Raw genomic sequence first — 16,282 nt, 5'->3', positions numbered from 1 at the left:
ATTGCAAGGGAGGCGTTATGCCGCCTCCCTTTGATGACTTACTTATGCCTGCTCCGCAGGTTTTCCACCACATCCGTCAAATTCAGCCCCTGATCCTGCAGCAGCACCAGCAGGTGATACATCAAATCCGACGCCTCATTCTTCAGCTCGAACTGGTCATGCACCGTCGCGGCCAGCGCGGTCTCAACGCCTTCTTCCCCCACCTTCTGCGCAATACGTTTGGTGCCGCTGGCGTACAGCTTCGCGGTATAGGAGCTCTCCGGATCGGCGTGTTTGCGTTCCGCCAGCAGCTGCTCCAGCTGATATAAGAACAGCCACTGATGGCCGGTTTCGCCAAAACAGCTTGAGGTGCCTTTATGGCAGGTTGGGCCAATCGGATTGACCAGCGCCAGCAGGGTATCGTTATCGCAATCCGGGGTGATGCTCACCACGTTAAGGAAATTGCCTGACGTTTCCCCCTTGGTCCACAGACGCTGTTTGGTCCGCGAATAAAAGGTCACTTTGCCGGTTTCTTCGGTTTTCGCCAGCGCATCCTGATTCATATAGCCCAGCATCAGCACTTCACCAGAAACGGCGTGCTGCACGATGACCGGCATCAGACCGTCGGTTTTTTGCCAATCCAGCTGTTCACTTAACATACCCTAATCTCCACGCCCTGTGCTGCCAGGTACGTTTTCAGTTCACCAATGTTGATAATTTGCTTGTGGAACACCGAGGCGGCCAGCGCGCCGTCGACGTTAGCGTCGCGGAAGGCTTCCAGGAAGTGTTCCATGGTGCCCGCGCCGCCGGATGCAATCAGCGGCACGCGGCACACGGCGCGCACCTTGCGTAACTGCTCCAGATCGTAGCCGTTACGCACGCCATCCTGATTCATCATATTGAGGACGATCTCGCCGGCTCCGCGCTTTTGCACTTCCTGCACCCAGTCCAGGGTTTCCCACTGCGTCACCCGCGTCCGACTTTCATCGCCGGTATACTGGTTGACGTGATACTTGCCGCTCGCGGCGTCAAACCAGGTATCAATGCCCACCACAATACACTGCACGCCGAACCGGTCGGCCAGGCGGGTAATCAGCGTGGGATCCGCGAGGGCAGGGGAGTTGATGGAGATTTTATCCGCGCCGAAGGAGAGGATTTGCGCCGCATCGTCCAGCGACTTAATACCGCCGGCGACGCAGAATGGAATGTCGATCACTTCCGCGACCCGCGACACCCAGCTTTTATCCACCACGCGGCCGTCGCTGGAGGCGGTGATATCGTAGAACACCAGCTCATCCGCGCCTTCGTCGGCATAGCGTTTAGCCAGCGGGACGATATCGCCGATGATTTCGTGATTACGGAACTGCACGCCTTTCACTACCTGGCCGTCGCGAACGTCAAGACAGGGGATTATCCGTTTTGCCAGCATTGAATGGCCTCCGTTACGTTGAATTTACCTTCCAGCAGCGCCCGGCCGACAATTACCCCGCGCACTCCGGTTCCGCGCAGCGCGGCGATATCATGCAGATCGCCAATGCCGCCGGAGGACTGAAACGCGACCTGCGGATAGCGGGCGCAGACTTCTTCATACAGTGAGACGTTAGACCCGGCCAGCGTCCCGTCGCGGGAAATATCGGTACACAGCACGTGCTGCAGGCCGACGGACTGATAGCTCTCCACCAGTTCTTCCAGGGTTACGCCGGAGTTCTCCTGCCAGCCGCTGACCGCCACCTGCTTGCGGCCTTCCGCGTCGATCCGTACGTCAAGCGCCAGCACCAGATGCTGCGGGCCAAAACGTGTAAACCAGCCTTTCACCACTTCCGGCGACTTCACCGCCGTCGAACCCACCACCACGCGCGCCACGCCCGCTTCAAGCAGGGCGGCCACGTCTTCTTCCGTCCGCACGCCGCCGCCAACCTGCACCGGCACATTGACGCCGGCAACCAGGGTTTTCAGCAGCGGGATTTGACGCTTAGCCGGATCTTTCGCCCCGGTCAGGTCGACCAGGTGCAGCACTTCGGCCCCTTGGGCGGCATAGGATTGCAGGCGCGGCAGCGGGTCGTTGCCGTAGTCGCGCTGCTGGCCGTAATCGCCCTGATGGAGACGGACGACCGTACCGTCAATTAAATCTAAAGCAGGAATGATCATCACATCTCCAGGAAGTTTTTCAGCAGCTGCGCCCCGGCGCTACCGGAGCGTTCAGGGTGGAACTGGACGCCAAAAAAGTTATCTTTCTGCACCGCCGCGGTGAAGGCCTCGCCGTAGCTGCACTGGGCGATGGTATTGACGTTGACCGGCATCGCGTAGCTGTGGACGAAGTAAAAATACGCCCCGTCTTCAATGCCGCGAAACAGACGATCGCCCGCTTTGGCATACACCTGGTTCCAGCCCATATGCGGCAGCGGCAGGCCGTGGTCGGTCATTTTCGGCACGTCCTGCTCGATAATGCCCAGCAGGTCGACGCCGTTGTTCTCTTCGCTGCGTTTTCCCAGCAGCTGCATGCCGAGGCAAATGCCCAGCACCGGCTGGGTACAGGCTTTAATCAGTTCGATTAACTCGCGCTCGCGCAGCTGGTCCATCGCCGCCTGCGCCGTCCCCACCCCCGGCAGAAACAGCTTATCGGCGCGCAGCACCACATCCGGGTCGCGGCTGACCTGCGGCTCATAGCCGTGGCGGCTCACCGCGGATTTCACCGAATTGAGGTTGGCGCAGCCGGTATCGAGGATCACCACGTTCATCAGAGTACCCCTTTCGAAGACGGCAGCGTGTCGCCCTGGACGCGAATCGCCTGGCGTAGCGTGCGGCCGAAGGCCTTAAACAGGCTCTCTACGCGGTGGTGGTCGTTTTTGCCCTTGGTTTTCAGGTGCAGAGTGACCGCCATGGTATAGGAGAGCGAGCGGAAGAAGTGTTCCACCATTTCGGTGCTCAGATCGCCAACGCGCTGATAGGTAAAGTCGGCTTTATATTCGAGGTGCGGGCGGCCGGAGATATCCAGCGCGCAGCGGGCCAGACATTCGTCCATCGGCAGCACAAAGCCGAAACGGCCAATGCCGCGCTTATCGCCGAGCGCCAGCTTCAGCGCTTCGCCGAGCGCCAGCCCGGTATCTTCCACGGTGTGGTGATCGTCGATATACAGATCGCCACCAACGTTAACCTCCAGACGGAAGCCGCCGTGGGTAGCGATTTGGTCCAGCATATGATCGAAGAAGCCGACGCCGGTGGAGATTTTGCTGCCGCCTTCGCGGTCCAGCCACACTTTCACATCCACCTGGGTCTCTTTGGTGATGCGCTCAACGTGGGCGTAGCGGTCGCGGCGGGTTAGCTGTTCGCAAATGGTAGGCCAGTCCAGCTTTTCGCGGTCATAGCGCAGGCCGGTAATGCCCATGTTATCCGCCAGCTGAATGTCGGTCGCACGGTCGCCAATCACGTAGCTGTGGGCGATGTCCATCACCCCTTGTTCCAGCCACGGCAGCACCAGCCTGGTTTTCGGCTTGCGGCAGTCGCAGTTATCCGCCGGGAGATGCGGGCAAATCAGCACTTCGTCAAAGTTGACGCCCTGGGAGGCGAATATTTGCATCATCAGGTTGTGCGGGCCGTCGAACTCGTCCTGCGGCAGGCTGGCGGTTCCCAACCCATCCTGGTTGGTGATCATCACCAGCTTGTACCCTTCCTGCTGCAGCTTGAGCAGGGCCGGGATCACCTGCGGCTCAAAGGCCAGCTTATCGAAGCGATCTACCTGAAAATCAACCGGTGGCTCGGAAATCAGCGTACCGTCACGGTCAATAAAGAGAAACTTCTGGGTCATACATTCTCCGCAGTCAAAGCGTCAATGACGCGCTGGCTCTCTGCACGGGTACCGATAGTGATACGCAAACAGCCGCTTAATGAAGGTTGTTTATTCTGGTCACGTAAGATAATGCCCTGATCCCACAAAGATTTAAACACCGCGCTGGAGGCGGTGATCCGCGCCAGAACGTAGTTGCTCTCGGAGTCGAACACCTCTTCAACGCAGGCGATGCCGCACAGCTGGCTCACCAGATAATCGCGTTCGGCGAGGATCTGCGCCACGCGCGCCCGCATGGCGGCAAGGCCTTCCGCGCTGAGCGCCTGGGCGGCGATATCGGCCACCGGCGTGGAGAGCGGATAAGGCGCGATAACCTTCATCAGCACGTTAATCACCTCGGCGTTGGCGAGGGTAAAACCGCAGCGCAGTCCGGCCAGGGCGAAGGCCTTGGAGAGGGTACGCAGAATCACCAGGTGCGGATACTCGTTCAGCCAGGCCGCCAGCGTGGCCTGCGGGCAGAATTCGATATAGGCTTCATCCGCGACCACGATGGCTTTACCGCGCGTCATCTCCAGCAGGGTGCGAAAATCTTTCGGGTTGATAATCTGCCCGGTCGGGTTATTCGGGCTGCAGACGAAAACCACTTTCACGCCGTCGAGATTAGCCGCGATGCCCGGCAGATCTAACTGCCAGTCGGCGCGCGTCGGCACCGTACGGCAGGTCACGCCGATAGTTTCGGCGCTGACGCTGTACATGCCGTAGGTCGGTGGGCAATAGAGCACCGCGTCCTGGCCCGGCTCGCAGAACGCGCGGATCAGCAGTTCAATGCCTTCGTCGGCGCCGCGACTGACCAGCACCTGCTCCGGCTTGACGCCCGCATACTGTGCGTAGCGTTCAATGACCGCTTTCGGCTGCGGTTCCGGGTAACGGTTCATCGTCTGCTCGGTCAGCTGGAACTCTACCGCGGTAGGGAATTCGTTGGCGTTCAGCCAGACGTCGCCTTTACCCCCCAGACGGCGAGCTGATTGATACGGCGTCAGCGCGCGGACGTTGGCGCGGGCTAAATCTTCAATGCTCATGCTTGCTCCTTAAGGGCTGCGACGCGCAGCGTAACGGCGTTTTTGTGGGCGTCCAGGCGCTCGGCGGCGGCCAGAATTTCAATCGTTGATGCGAGGGCGGCAAACCCGTCACGCGACAGCTCCTGCACGGTCATACGTTTCTGGAAATCCGCCAGGCCGAGGCTGGAGCAGGTCGCGGTGTAGCCGTAGGTCGGCAACACGTGGTTGGTGCCGGAGGCGTAATCGCCGGCGGATTCCGGCGACCAGTCGCCGAGGAATACCGAACCGGCGCTGGTGATACCGTCTACCAGCTCGCGGGCGTTACGGGTCTGAATAATCAGGTGCTCCGGGCCGTACTGGTTGGAAATCGCCACGCACTGGGCGATATCGCGCGCCACGATGATGCGGCTGGCGGAGAGCGCCCCGCGGGCGGTTTCCGCCCGGGACAGCGCGGCCAGCTGGCGCTCAACGGCTTGCGCGACGCGGGTGGCCATATCGCTATCCGGCGTCAGCAGGATCACCTGCGAATCCGGGCCGTGCTCGGCCTGGGAAAGCAGGTCGGACGCGACGAAATCCGGGGTGGCGCCGCTGTCGGCGATCACCAGCACTTCCGACGGTCCGGCGGGCATATCGATAGCCGCACCGTCAAGACGCTGGCTCACCTGGCGCTTGGCTTCGGTCACGAAGGCGTTGCCCGGGCCAAAGATTTTATCGACCTTCGCCACCGATTCGGTGCCGAACGCCAGGGCGGCAATCGCCTGCGCGCCGCCGACGTTAAAGATATTGCGCACGCCGCACAGCTGGGCGGCATAGAGGATTTCATCGGCAATCGGCGGCGGCGAACACAGCACCACCTGCTGGCAGCCCGCGATGCGCGCCGGCGTGGCGAGCATCAGCACCGTGGAGAACAGCGGCGCCGAGCCGCCGGGAATATATAAGCCGACGGAGGCGATAGGGCGGGTCACCTGCTGGCAGCGTACGCCCGGCAGGGTTTCCACATCGACGGCCTGCAGCCGCTGCGCGTTGTGGAAGGTTTCGATATTTTTGACCGCCACGGCCATCGCCTGCTTGAGCTCGTCGCTCAGGCGCGCGCCGGCGGCGGCAATCTCTTCATTGCTGACCTTCAGCGCCTTGACGTCGGTTTTATCGAACTTCGCGCCGTATTCGCGCAGGGCCGCATCGCCGTTGTCTTTAACGTTATTCAGGATCTCCGACACCGTCTTGCTGATGCTCTCGGAGGCGGAAATAGCCGGGCGCGTTAAGAGCTGTTGCTGTTGTTCTGCGCTACAGCCGTTCCAGTCGATAATTGTGTTGAAGCTCATGGTTGTTTCCCCTGTTTATCCCGTGACCGACCCGCCGGTTTACTCCATCATCTTCTCAATCGGCAGGACCAGAATGGAGCTGGCGCCCAGCGCTTTCAGTTTTTCCATGGTTTCCCAGAACAGGGTTTCGCTGCTCACCATGTGCATCGCCACGCGCTGCTTGTCACCCGCCAGCGGCAGAATGGTCGGGCGCTCGGCGCCGGGCAGCAGGGCGACCACTTCTTCCAGGCGCTCGGTCGGCGCGTGCATCATGATGTATTTTGATTCGCGGGCCTGAATCACCCCCTGAATACGGGTCAGCAGGCGGTCGATCAGCTGCTGTTTGCTATCGGCCATCTCGCCGTCGCGCTGGATCAGGCAGGCTTTGGAGCGGAACATCACTTCCACTTCGCGCAGGCCGTTCGCTTCGAGCGTCGCGCCGGTTGATACCAGGTCGCAAATCGCGTCGGCCAGACCGGCGCGCGGGGCCACTTCAACCGAGCCGTTCAGCAGGCAGGATTTGAACGAGATCCCTTTCTGGTCAAGGTAGCGCTTCAGCAGGTGCGGGTAGGAGGTGGCGATGCGTTTGCCGTTAAGCGCCGCCGGGCCGTCCCAGGGTTCATCCGCCGGGGTCGCCAGCGACAGGCGGCAGCCGCCGAAGTCGAGACGGCGCAGGGTGAAGTAGCGCGGGTCTTCGCCCTGAGCGCGGCGGCTCAGCAGCTCTTCCTCCAGCACGTTTTCGCCGATAATCCCCAAATCGACCACGCCGTCCATGATAAGGCCCGGAATATCGTCATCACGCACGCGCAGAATATCGATGGGCATATTTTCCGCCAGCGCGATCAGGCGCTGGGTGTGCAGATTCACTTTGATGCCGCAGCGGCTGAGTAATTCGCGTGAATCTTCGCTTAAACGCCCTGATTTCTGAATAGCTATGCGTAAACGGCTGTTGTCTAACATTCTTATTTTCCTCTGTAACCCTGTCTGAATCTGTCCGAATTCGGTCCAAAAAAAAGCCCCCGGAAGTGAATCTTCCGGGGGCTCTCTTTGCGTTCATGCACCACTGGAAGATCCAAACGTCTTCCAGCACACATCGCCTGAAAGACTAGTCAGGATGATGGTGATGATGGTGGTTTTTAAATTGAACGCTGTTCATAAAATTCTCTGTGAATGACTATGCATTTGATGCCTTTTAACCTAAACCACTTCACTCGCATAAAGCAAGGGCTTTTTTCTATCATTAATTGATTTCATATTGACCTAAGAAATTGTCAGCTGTCGCCGGCTGGCGTAGCCTTAAGTCAGCACAGCGAAAATTCAGGAGCAAGGGGATGAAAAAGGTCGCAATTGTAGGTTTAGGATGGCTGGGTATGCCGCTTGCGCTGTCGTTGATGTCGCGGGGATGGCAGGTGACCGGCAGTAAGACCACGCAGGATGGCGTCGAGGCGGCGCGGATGTGCGGCATCGACGGCTATCCGCTGCGTCTGGAGCCGCAGCTGGTCTGCGACACCGAAGATCTGGATGCCTTAATGAACGTTGACGCGCTGGTCATTACCTTACCGGCGCGGCGAACCGGACCGGGAGAGGACTTTTATCTTCAGGCGGTACAGGAGATCGTCGATACCGCGCTGGCGCATCACGTGCCGCGCATCATATTCACCAGCTCAACGTCGGTTTACGGCAACGCCAGCGGCACGCTGAAAGAGAACTCGCCCCGCAACCCGCAAACCGCCAGCGGGCGGGTGCTGAAAGAGCTGGAGGACTGGCTGCATAACCTTCCCGGCACCTCGGTGGACATTCTGCGCCTCGCCGGGCTGGTGGGGCCGTCCCGTCACCCGGGGCGCTTTTTTGCCGGAAAATCCGCGCCGGACGGCCAGCACGGCGTCAATCTGGTGCATCTTCAGGATGTGATTGCCGCGATCGAACTGTTACTGCAGGCTCCGAAAGGCGGGCGCATCTATAATATATGTGCGCCTAAGCATCCCGCGCGCGGCGTCTTTTATCCGCAGATGGCCCGCGAGCTTGGGCTTCCCGTCCCCGTATTCTCTGATAACCCGGAGAACGGTAGCGGTAAGATCGTAGATGGCAGCCGTATTTGCAACGAACTGGGGTTTGAGTACCAGTACCCCGACCCGCTGGTCATGCCGATGGAGTAATGCGCCAGCGGTGAATCGCGTACCGTAAGGGGGTAGCGATGAAACCACTGCTGGATGTGCTCGTCATTCTTGATGCCCTCGACAAAGAGGGCAGTTTTGCCGCCGCCTCGGCGAAGCTCTATAAAACGCCGTCGGCGCTGAGCTACACCATTCATAAGCTGGAAAGCGATCTCAATATTCAACTGCTTGACCGCAGCGGCCACCGGGCGCGCTTTACCCGTACCGGGCAGATGCTGCTGGAAAAGGGGCGCGACGTGCTGCACACCGCCCGCGAACTGGAAAAGCAGGCCGTCAGGCTGCATCAGGGCTGGGAAAATGCGCTGATACTCAACGTCGACGCCACCTTTCCGTTCCCGCTGCTGGCTCCCGCGATCTCGGCGTTTTATCACCAGCATCACGCCACCCGCCTTGAATTCCGCCGCGATACCCCGGGCGCAAACTGGCAGATGCTGATGGAAGGGCGGGCGGATCTTCTGCTCGGCGTGCTGGGCGACCCGCCGGCGCTCAGCGGCTGCGGCTCTGTTCTGCTGGGAGAGGTGGCGCAGGCGTTTGTTGTTGCGCCCCGGCATCCGCTTGCGCAGATTGCCGGCCCGCTGGGCTGGCGGACGTTGCGCCGTCATCGGGCGATTGTGGCCGACGGCGCGTGGCCGCAGATTGACGCTCAGGATAGCCTGGCGGTATTCGATCTTTCCGCCCGGCTGACGCTGCTGTGCGCCGGATTGGGATGGGGCTATTTGCCGCTATTTCAGGTACAGCCTTTCATCGCCCGCGGCGAGCTACAAATATTAAAAGCGACGGTGCCTGAACCGGTCAATCGCGCGTGGATAGGCTGGAATGAAGATATTTGCGGCCAGGCGGGCGAGTGGTGGCGAAAGGAGATATTAGCAAATAGTGCTATCCATCAGGTCTATAATACTAAAATCGTATGAATATTAATCTGTTAGAGAATCGCCGTAATTATTAAGCCTTGTAACATCTTGTCATCGTGCCAGTAGTTGTTGCAAAATACGCGTCCTGAAAATCAGAAACTGGCCGACGCTTTTTTAAAGTGTCGGTTATTTTTTTGGTTGAAAGACACATCATTCAATACCAAGAGGCCGGGCTTCGTACCGGATAGATATTTACTAAAAACCGACAGTGGTTGTCGCTGAGGAATACAAAGAAATGGGGCAATTTTTTGCTTACGCGCTGGCGTTCACCGTAAAAGGGGATAACTATGTCGCATAACGCTACTCCAAAAACCTCTCGCGTGGAATTACGTAAAACGCTTACGTTAATTCCGGTTGTCATGATGGGCCTGGCCTATATGCAGCCGATGACGCTGTTCGATACGTTTGGTATCGTCTCTGGATTGACTGATGGTCACGTTGCGACGGCTTACGCCTTCGCGCTGATCGCCATTCTTTTCACGGCGCTGAGCTACGGTAAACTGGTTCGCCGTTTCCCGTCGGCGGGTTCCGCTTATACCTACGCGCAGAAATCCATTAGCCCGGCCGTTGGCTTTATGGTGGGCTGGTCATCGCTGCTGGACTACCTGTTCATGCCGATGATCAACATTCTGCTGGCCAAAATTTACTTTGAAGCGCTGGTGCCTTCTATTCCATCGTGGATCTTCGTTGTCGCGCTGGTGGCCTTTATGACCATCTCCAACCTGCGCAGCATCAAGACCGTGGCGAACTTCAATACCCTGATCGTTATCCTGCAGATGGGCATCGTGGCGGTGATTGTTGGCCTGATTATCTACGGCGTTATGCACGGCGAAGGCGCGGGCACGCTGACCAGCACCCGTCCGTTCTGGTCTGAAGGCGCGCACGTGGTGCCGATGATTACCGGCGCGACCATCCTGTGCTTCTCGTTCCTCGGCTTCGACGGCATCTCTTCGCTGTCTGAAGAGACCAAAGACGCAGAGCGCGTGATCCCGAAGGCTATCTTCCTGACCGCGCTGATTGGCGGCCTGATCTTTATCGGCGCTTCCTACTTCCTGCAGCTGTACTTCCCGGATATCTCGCGCTTTAAGGATCCGGACGCATCGCAGCCTGAAATCATGCTGTACGTGGCGGGCAAAACCTTCCAGTGGGGCGTGCTGATTTTCTCCAGCGTCACCGTACTGGCGTCCGGCATGGCCGCGCACGCGGGCGTTTCCCGTCTGATGTACGTGATGGGCCGCGACGGCGTGTTCCCGACGCGTTTCTTCGGCTACGTGCATCCGAAATGGCGTACTCCGGCGTGGAACGTGCTGCTGGTTGGCGCGATTGCGCTGCTGGCGATTAAATTCGACCTCGTCACGGCGACAGCGTTGATTAACTTCGGCGCGCTGGTGGCGTTCACCTTCGTTAATCTGTCGGTGATCTCCCAGTTCTGGATCCGTGAAAAGCGCAACAAAACGCTGAAAGACCACTTCAACTATCTGATTCTGCCGGTGTGCGGCGCGCTGACCGTCGGCGCACTGTGGATTAACCTCGAAGAGAGCTCCATGGTTCTCGGCCTGATCTGGGGCGGTATTGGTCTGGTCTACCTGGCCTGCGTGACCAAAAGCTTCCGCAACCCGGTACCGCAGTACGAAGACGTCGCGTAATCACGTTTGATGATGTGAAAAGCCGGAGGGAAACCTCCGGCTTTTTTGTTTGCAGTCTCCCTTCGGGAAACGGCTACTCAAAACAGGCGCTGCGTTCCCAGCACTCGTCGCAGCTTGGCGAACGGCAGATAACTTCTCCCTGCTGCAGCAAACAGCGCTGACGATAAAAGAACTTTTTCCAGCGCATATTGTGTTCGTTCATCACCACCAGCTGCGGAAAGCAGTCGCTCATCAGCAGGCGTAATTCGGCGCGCGACGCCAGACCAAGATCCTGCCAGAGATGGTTAAACGCCAGCGAAACCTCGGCGATAATCTGCGCCATCGGCCCGGCATCCTGCTGCATCCAGCCCGCCAGCCACGCGCCCAACTGCTGGCGCTCCTCTTCGCGGGTGGCGTTGAGCTCCGCCATCAGGCGGCGGCGGGTGAGCGTCTCGCCGTCGAGCGGCGTTTCAGCCTCGCCCAACCGCCGGCGCAGCGCCTGCCAGTCGCGCGGGCTAAGACCCATGCGCAGAGGAAAGCTGCCTTGACCCGCGTGATACAGCAGCCATAAGCGCCGCAACCAGTCGAGCGGCGGCATCAGGCGACCCCCTTATGCGGTAACGCGGCAGGCCAGCTCCCCCGACGCTGTTGCCACCACGCGGGCAGCACTTCGGAGACCGGCCGCCACGCGCCGTCAATGCACGGTTCAATGCCTTCCTGTTCCAGCTGTTGCCACGGCGTATGGCCGATACGTACGCAGAATACGGCTTTAACGTCCGCCAGCAGTTCGAGGATCGCCGCAAACCGGGCTGCGTTATCCTGCGGCTCGCAGTCATCGCGCCCCTGACAATATTTGGGCGTAAAGCGCTCGTTGACCAGCACCATGCCGGCGGCCGAGAGGCTGTAAATGTAGAACCGGTCGGCGTGGCCAAAGTGACAATCAATGACGTCCCCGCGGCTTGACGCCACGGCGACCAGGCAGGCGTCATCGGCTTCAGATTCGCCGCGGGTCGCAATGCTGGCGTGCAGCTGCGCGCGCTGGTGGAGGATCGGCAGCCAGGCCGGGAGGCTCTCTGGCGCCGGCAGCTGGGTAAACTGCTGGCTGCGGTCTTCGCCGAGCATCCCGATGGCGTCGGCGCGACACTGGTGGCAGTGGGTCATCTGCGGCATCACTTCGCCGCACCGGCTGCGGGTGGCGGCGAGCGTCTCGGCGTCCGGCTCCGGCTGGCCGTTGAGGCCAAATACCGTGCCGTGCTCCGGCCTGGCGATCAGCGGCATAATATTATGGATAAACGCGCCGCTGGCCCGCAGCGCGCGGCTCACGTCGGCCATGCCGCTATCGTTGATGCCGGGGATCAGCACTGAATTTATTTTCACCAGCACGCCTTTGGCGGTCAGCCTGCGTACGCCCTCAAGCTGACGGGCAATCAGGATCTCTCCCGCTTCGCGCCCGCTGTACCGTTCGCCGTCCAGCCATAGCCAGGCGTAGATTTGCGCGGCAATCTCCGCGTCGAGGGTGTTAATGGTGACCGTGACGTGGTCAACGCCGACATCCAGCAGGCGGTCCACCGCGTCAGGCAGCATCAGTCCGTTGGTCGACAGGCATAATTTCAGGTCCGGCAGCTGTTCGCGGATCAGCTCCAGGGTACGAAAGGTGCGGGCGATATTGGCGAGCGGATCGCCGGGCCCGGCGATGCCCACCACCGAAAGCTGCGGGATCGCCTGCGCGACCTGACGCACTTTCACGACCGCCTGTTCAGGCGTCAGCAGCGTTGACGATACCCCGGGGCGGGACTCGTTGCTGCAATCGAATTTGCGGTTACAGTAGTTGCACTGCAAATTGCAGGCGGGCGCGACGGGCAGGTGCATCCGCGCGAAACGGTGATGCCCATTGCGAGAGTAGCAGGGGTGCGCGGCAGCTTTATCGGCCACAAGCGGCGTCAATGCGCTGTCATCTGCCGGGCGGCAGGCTTTGCCGCCAGAAAAAGAGGAGCAGGAAGTCATGGTCGTACCTTCGTGGTTGGGCGATATCTTCCTGCTGCAAATGCTGTACCAGAGGTCAATTTCGCAACCGCATGAAAAATAGACTTTTTAACCGGCAACCCGCGTCCCTGAATTGTCGCAATTCCGCCGCGCTGGCGACAATGTCCTGAATCTCACATAAGGCTTCACAGTCGCGGCATGGTGATATCCATAATCTGAATGCGATACGCCACCTGGCGCGGGGTCATGCCGAGCAGCCGCGCCGCTTTGGCCTGCACCCAGCCCGCTTTTTCCAGGGCGGCAATCAGCCGCTGGCGCTCGTCGAGGCTGTTATCAAGCCAGCCGTCCTCCGCCGGACCGCTGCTGGCGAGCGCTTTCGGCGGGTTATCGCGATGGTTGAACAGAATCACGTCCCGGTCAATCAGGCCGCTTTCCGACAGCACCGCCGAACGTTCGAGACAGTTTTCCAGTTCGCGCACGTTCCCCGGCCAGCTGTACTCCATCAGCAGGCGAATCGCCCCATCGCTGATGCGCAGCGTTCGCCCCTGGCTGTGGGCGATTTTTCGCACCAGAAAGTGCGCCAGCTCGGCGATATCCTCCTGGCGTTCGCGCAGCGGCGGCAGCGCGATAGGCATTACGTTCAGGCGGTAGTATAGATCCTCGCGAAAATGACCCAGCCGCACTTCCTCTTCCAGATGGCGGTTGGTCGCCGCAATAATGCGCACGTTGACGCGCAGGGTTTCGTCGCCGCCGACGCGCTCCATCTCCCCCTCTTGCAGAATACGCAGCAGCTTAGCCTGAAACGAGGCGCTGCTTTCGCCGATCTCATCGAGGAATAAGGTGCCGCCGTCCGCCAGCTCAAAGCGGCCTTTCCGCTGGCGCACCGCGCCGGTAAATGCGCCTTTCTCATGACCAAACAGCTCGCTCTCCAGCAGGTTGTCCGGCAGCGCCGCGCAGTTAAATTTGACGAACGCCGCGGCGGCGCGCGGAGAATTATGGTGGATGGCGTTGGCGATGAGCTCTTTCCCGGTGCCGCTCTCGCCGCGTACCAGCACCGTGGTATCCCAGCGGGAAACCTGACGAATAATATCCATAATTTGCCGCATCGCCGGGCTTTTACCGACCATATTCTCCAGGCCGAAACCGCGCGAAGAGGTACACGCCCGCGGGCGCTCTACTCTGGGGCTTTGCTGCGGCGGCTGCGCGGCGGAGGTAGGCAGGATCATCAGGCGAATCGTCTGGGCGATCAGATTGGCGACGGTTTCGAGAAAGCGCGTGCAGGCGGGCAGCCGCTCTTCCTGACGCGCCATCGGCTGCGCCGCCAGTACGCCGATGGGCCGGGAGTGGGGGCCCATCAGCGGAACGGCGATAAACGGCAGGTCGTAGTCGTACAGGCTCAGACGATCGAGAAACCGCTGGTCATCGGCGACGCGCGGCAGCACCAGCGACTGGCCCTGCGCCAGCACGGTACCGACCAGTCCTTCTCCCGGCCGGTAGCGAATTTGCGTACTGCCGGGCAGCGTCTGGTTTTCCGTTTGCTGCAGCGCTTCGATGCTCAGGATCTCCTGCTGGCTGTCGTACAGGCAAATCATCCCGTGCTGCATAAACGCATCGTTATGTAAAACGCTCAGCACCTCCTGCAGGGTTTTGCTCGCTTCGGTGGCGCGGCTCAGCACCACGCTTATCCGCTGCATGGCGGTAAACTGCTGGGAGAGATCGAAACGTCTGACGGTGGTGTCCGAATCGGATTTATGGATCATTGCTCACCTCCGGTCAGGGTATTAAACAGCGGGAAACGCAGAACCAGGCTGGTGCCTCCCTGGGGTCGCGAAGCCAGTTCAATCGCGCCGCTGTGGTAGGCGACCAGCGTTTGGATCAGCCGCAGCTCCATCCCTTTGCCGGGAGAGTTTAAGGCATCCGGGGAGTGGGCGTAGCGCACCTGCAGCAGCGGGACATTGTCGTTGAGATAAAAAGAGAGCCAACCCTCGTCCTCTTCGGCGTAAAGTTCGATCTCCAGCGGTACAGAGGGCAGCTCGGCGGCGAGGGCCAGCGTCCGGTCGAGCCATAAACTCAAGCAGGCCAGCAGTTGGGTACGCTGGCCGAAGCCGACCAGATGCGGCGATGCCATGTCCACCTGCAGCCGCGCGCGATCGTCAAAGCGGGTGCGGTAAAGGGCGTACAGGTCGTCAAAAAAGGGCTGAAGCGGCCAGACGGCATTGCTTTCCAGCTCAAGCGAAGGACGGCAGCGCTGCAGGCGCGCCATGGCCTCTTCACCTTCGCGCCACGCCGCATCCAGCGCCACGTTGCCGCTGTCTTCGCCGTTCAGCCGGCGGGCCGCCGCCAGCATGTTGATTGGGCAATTAAGCTGAATCAGCGCCGCGTCCAGCGACTCGCGAATCGCGGCCAACAGCTTACCGGCGGTCATCTGCTGTTTCAGACGGTCGAGCCGGCCCTGTTCCTGCTGCTGGCGCTGCTGGGTGCAGTCGGCGATCACCACCAGCGTGCGCGCCGGGGCGCTGTCGACGAAGTAGCGGCTGGCTTCTTCACTCACGCCGGGCAGCGCCCAGCAGGTCACCGACAGCCAGCGGACCGCGCCGCGAACCACCACCGGCAGGATTTGCTCCGCGCCGGGCCCCATTTTGCGCGGTGAAACCTGGAGCTCGACCAGCAGCTCTTTCCCACCGCAGTCCGCGCAGAACGTTTTGTAGGCGAGATTATCCATCACCACCCGATCCTGCTCATCCACCACGACCACGGCGGCGGGGATGTTATTGAGCACCGCTTCCATTAGCGTCATATGATTGCGCAGCCGCTGTTCCAGGGTATAGCTGACGCTAATATCCCGCTGCATCGCCAGATAATGCTCCAGCTCGCCCTGCGGATTCAGCACCGGCGTGATATCGATATCCACCAGATACAGGCCGCCGTCGCGGCGCTGATTAATCAGCTGACCGCGCCACGGCTGGCGCTGGAGCAGGGTTTGCCACATCTCCTGGTAAATCTCGCGCGGCGTCTGGCTGCTGGCCAGCAGGCGCGGGTTTTGATTGAGTAATTGCGCCAGCGAGTATCCAGTCTGGCGGCAAAACGCCGGGTTGGCGTAGATAATATTCGCCCGGGCATCGGTGAGGGAAATCGCTACCGATGCCTGTTCGACCATTGTAAAAAACAGCCCCGGATGTTGTTGAGTCAGCGCACCGGCAATCGCCTCGGGTACGGCGTTATCGAGCATCATATTCAGGGTCATCGCAAACTCCTGTGTCGCAGTTATGACAATTTGTCCGACACCGTGACAGGGACGCCGCGGTGTTTTCCGAACGGTGATAACCATGCAAAGCGTGCGCCCTTATCGGCGTGATGAGCAGAAACATTGATCCGGTAGGGGAAAAGCAGGTGCTTTTTGCATTTTAAGCGCCCCGCCAGCCCCGCCGCGCGCGCCGGGAGGGGGCTGAAGCGATCGTTTTGGGGCA

The 16,282-nt window shown here is 60.2% G+C and carries 17 protein-coding genes and 1 other annotated feature; of the genes, 4 read left to right on the top strand and 13 right to left on the bottom strand.

What is annotated here, in order from left to right; genetic code table 11:
• Positions 1-38: 38 nt before the first annotated feature.
• From hisIE to hisL, 9 genes are all read right to left on the bottom strand, one after another.
• Positions 39-638, bottom strand: a complete 600-nt coding sequence (gene hisIE, locus ACESQ2_RS19070) for a bifunctional phosphoribosyl-AMP cyclohydrolase/phosphoribosyl-ATP diphosphatase HisIE (RefSeq protein ID WP_004122447.1) — start codon at positions 636-638, stop codon at positions 39-41.
• A complete protein-coding gene (gene hisF, locus ACESQ2_RS19065; protein ID WP_142446877.1) occupies positions 632-1,408 on the bottom strand; it encodes an imidazole glycerol phosphate synthase subunit HisF in 777 nt (258 codons plus the stop codon). Before hisF ends, hisIE begins: the two co-directional genes overlap by 7 nt.
• Complete coding sequence (gene hisA, locus ACESQ2_RS19060) at positions 1,390-2,127, bottom strand: 1-(5-phosphoribosyl)-5-[(5-phosphoribosylamino)methylideneamino]imidazole-4-carboxamide isomerase (RefSeq protein WP_004122442.1); 738 nt, start codon at positions 2,125-2,127, stop codon at positions 1,390-1,392. Before hisA ends, hisF begins: the two co-directional genes overlap by 19 nt.
• On the bottom strand, positions 2,127-2,717 hold the full coding sequence (gene hisH / locus ACESQ2_RS19055) for an imidazole glycerol phosphate synthase subunit HisH (protein ID WP_004122439.1): 591 nt from the start codon (positions 2,715-2,717) through the stop codon (positions 2,127-2,129). The genes hisA and hisH overlap by 1 nt, the downstream gene beginning before the upstream one ends.
• Positions 2,717-3,784, bottom strand: a complete 1,068-nt coding sequence (gene hisB, locus ACESQ2_RS19050; protein ID WP_373171097.1) for a bifunctional histidinol-phosphatase/imidazoleglycerol-phosphate dehydratase HisB — start codon at positions 3,782-3,784, stop codon at positions 2,717-2,719. Before hisB ends, hisH begins: the two co-directional genes overlap by 1 nt.
• On the bottom strand, positions 3,781-4,842 hold the full coding sequence (gene hisC / locus ACESQ2_RS19045) for a histidinol-phosphate transaminase (protein WP_373171095.1): 1,062 nt from the start codon (positions 4,840-4,842) through the stop codon (positions 3,781-3,783). The genes hisB and hisC overlap by 4 nt, the downstream gene beginning before the upstream one ends.
• On the bottom strand, positions 4,839-6,143 hold the full coding sequence (hisD, locus tag ACESQ2_RS19040) for a histidinol dehydrogenase (RefSeq protein ID WP_373171094.1): 1,305 nt from the start codon (positions 6,141-6,143) through the stop codon (positions 4,839-4,841). The genes hisC and hisD overlap by 4 nt, the downstream gene beginning before the upstream one ends.
• A gap of 39 nt (positions 6,144-6,182) precedes the next feature.
• Positions 6,183-7,082 (bottom strand): ATP phosphoribosyltransferase, encoded by a 900-nt coding sequence (hisG, locus tag ACESQ2_RS19035; RefSeq protein ID WP_032693852.1) that lies wholly within the window; start codon positions 7,080-7,082, stop codon positions 6,183-6,185.
• Positions 7,083-7,129: 47 nt separating this feature from the next.
• Positions 7,130-7,252, bottom strand: a sequence feature (His leader region).
• On the bottom strand, positions 7,228-7,278 hold the full coding sequence (gene hisL, locus ACESQ2_RS19030; protein ID WP_009654477.1) for a his operon leader peptide: 51 nt from the start codon (positions 7,276-7,278) through the stop codon (positions 7,228-7,230). It overlaps the preceding feature by 25 nt.
• Positions 7,279-7,453: 175 nt before the next feature.
• Between hisL and ACESQ2_RS19025 the strand changes: the two genes are divergently transcribed.
• The 4 genes from ACESQ2_RS19025 to ACESQ2_RS19010 all read left to right on the top strand — a co-directional run bounded on the left by ACESQ2_RS19025 (position 7,454) and on the right by ACESQ2_RS19010 (position 10,853).
• Positions 7,454-8,278: an SDR family oxidoreductase gene (locus ACESQ2_RS19025; protein WP_004852412.1), complete on the top strand. Its 825-nt coding sequence runs from the start codon at positions 7,454-7,456 to the stop codon at positions 8,276-8,278.
• Between the two features lie 38 nt (positions 8,279-8,316).
• The gene (locus ACESQ2_RS19020; protein ID WP_049070190.1) at positions 8,317-9,207 is read left to right on the top strand and encodes a LysR family transcriptional regulator; all 891 of its coding nucleotides are present in this window, start codon (positions 8,317-8,319) and stop codon (positions 9,205-9,207) included.
• 235 nt (positions 9,208-9,442) lie between these two features.
• Positions 9,443-9,505: a membrane protein YoeI gene (gene yoeI / locus ACESQ2_RS19015; RefSeq protein ID WP_096335043.1), complete on the top strand. Its 63-nt coding sequence runs from the start codon at positions 9,443-9,445 to the stop codon at positions 9,503-9,505.
• Positions 9,495-10,853, top strand: a complete 1,359-nt coding sequence (locus tag ACESQ2_RS19010) for an APC family permease (RefSeq protein WP_004122426.1) — start codon at positions 9,495-9,497, stop codon at positions 10,851-10,853. The genes yoeI and ACESQ2_RS19010 overlap by 11 nt, the downstream gene beginning before the upstream one ends.
• A 73-nt stretch (positions 10,854-10,926) precedes the next feature.
• Here the strand turns inward: ACESQ2_RS19010 and ACESQ2_RS19005 are convergent, their stop codons facing one another.
• The 4 genes from ACESQ2_RS19005 to nifL all read right to left on the bottom strand — a co-directional run bounded on the left by ACESQ2_RS19005 (position 10,927) and on the right by nifL (position 16,059).
• Positions 10,927-11,430, bottom strand: a complete 504-nt coding sequence (locus ACESQ2_RS19005) for a nitrogen fixation protein NifQ (RefSeq protein WP_004122425.1) — start codon at positions 11,428-11,430, stop codon at positions 10,927-10,929.
• Entirely contained in the window at positions 11,430-12,836 is a 1,407-nt protein-coding gene (gene nifB / locus ACESQ2_RS19000; RefSeq protein WP_004122424.1) for a nitrogenase cofactor biosynthesis protein NifB, read from the bottom strand. Before nifB ends, ACESQ2_RS19005 begins: the two co-directional genes overlap by 1 nt.
• Before the next feature lie 164 nt (positions 12,837-13,000).
• Positions 13,001-14,575, bottom strand: a complete 1,575-nt coding sequence (gene nifA, locus ACESQ2_RS18995) for a nif-specific transcriptional activator NifA (protein WP_004122422.1) — start codon at positions 14,573-14,575, stop codon at positions 13,001-13,003.
• Entirely contained in the window at positions 14,572-16,059 is a 1,488-nt protein-coding gene (nifL, locus tag ACESQ2_RS18990) for a nitrogen fixation negative regulator NifL (RefSeq protein WP_112167175.1), read from the bottom strand. Before nifL ends, nifA begins: the two co-directional genes overlap by 4 nt.
• Positions 16,060-16,282 lie beyond the last annotated feature (223 nt).

This window comes from Klebsiella sp. Q11 (genome assembly GCF_964241505.1).
Taxonomy (GTDB): domain Bacteria; phylum Pseudomonadota; class Gammaproteobacteria; order Enterobacterales; family Enterobacteriaceae; genus Klebsiella; species Klebsiella michiganensis.
Note: the sequence above shows the minus strand (reverse complement) of the source record. Positions and strands in the feature narration are given on the sequence as shown.

Excerpts from the sequence above, each read along its gene's own strand:
- nifL (WP_112167175.1), bottom strand. The coding sequence starts at position 16,059 with ATGACCCTGAATATGATGCTCGATAACGCCGTACCCGAGGCGATTGCC.
- hisH (WP_004122439.1), bottom strand. The coding sequence starts at position 2,717 with ATGAACGTGGTGATCCTCGATACCGGCTGCGCCAACCTCAATTCGGTG.
- nifB (WP_004122424.1), bottom strand. The coding sequence starts at position 12,836 with ATGACTTCCTGCTCCTCTTTTTCTGGCGGCAAAGCCTGCCGCCCGGCA.
- ACESQ2_RS19010 (WP_004122426.1), top strand. The coding sequence starts at position 9,495 with ATGTCGCATAACGCTACTCCAAAAACCTCTCGCGTGGAATTACGTAAA.
- hisA (WP_004122442.1), bottom strand. The coding sequence starts at position 2,127 with ATGATCATTCCTGCTTTAGATTTAATTGACGGTACGGTCGTCCGTCTC.
- ACESQ2_RS19005 (WP_004122425.1), bottom strand. The coding sequence starts at position 11,430 with ATGCCGCCGCTCGACTGGTTGCGGCGCTTATGGCTGCTGTATCACGCG.
- hisD (WP_373171094.1), bottom strand. The coding sequence starts at position 6,143 with ATGAGCTTCAACACAATTATCGACTGGAACGGCTGTAGCGCAGAACAA.
- hisC (WP_373171095.1), bottom strand. The coding sequence starts at position 4,842 with ATGAGCATTGAAGATTTAGCCCGCGCCAACGTCCGCGCGCTGACGCCG.
- nifA (WP_004122422.1), bottom strand. The coding sequence starts at position 14,575 with ATGATCCATAAATCCGATTCGGACACCACCGTCAGACGTTTCGATCTC.
- hisB (WP_373171097.1), bottom strand. The coding sequence starts at position 3,784 with ATGACCCAGAAGTTTCTCTTTATTGACCGTGACGGTACGCTGATTTCC.
- ACESQ2_RS19025 (WP_004852412.1), top strand. The coding sequence starts at position 7,454 with ATGAAAAAGGTCGCAATTGTAGGTTTAGGATGGCTGGGTATGCCGCTT.
- hisG (WP_032693852.1), bottom strand. The coding sequence starts at position 7,082 with ATGTTAGACAACAGCCGTTTACGCATAGCTATTCAGAAATCAGGGCGT.
- hisF (WP_142446877.1), bottom strand. The coding sequence starts at position 1,408 with ATGCTGGCAAAACGGATAATCCCCTGTCTTGACGTTCGCGACGGCCAG.
- ACESQ2_RS19020 (WP_049070190.1), top strand. The coding sequence starts at position 8,317 with ATGAAACCACTGCTGGATGTGCTCGTCATTCTTGATGCCCTCGACAAA.
- hisIE (WP_004122447.1), bottom strand. The coding sequence starts at position 638 with ATGTTAAGTGAACAGCTGGATTGGCAAAAAACCGACGGTCTGATGCCG.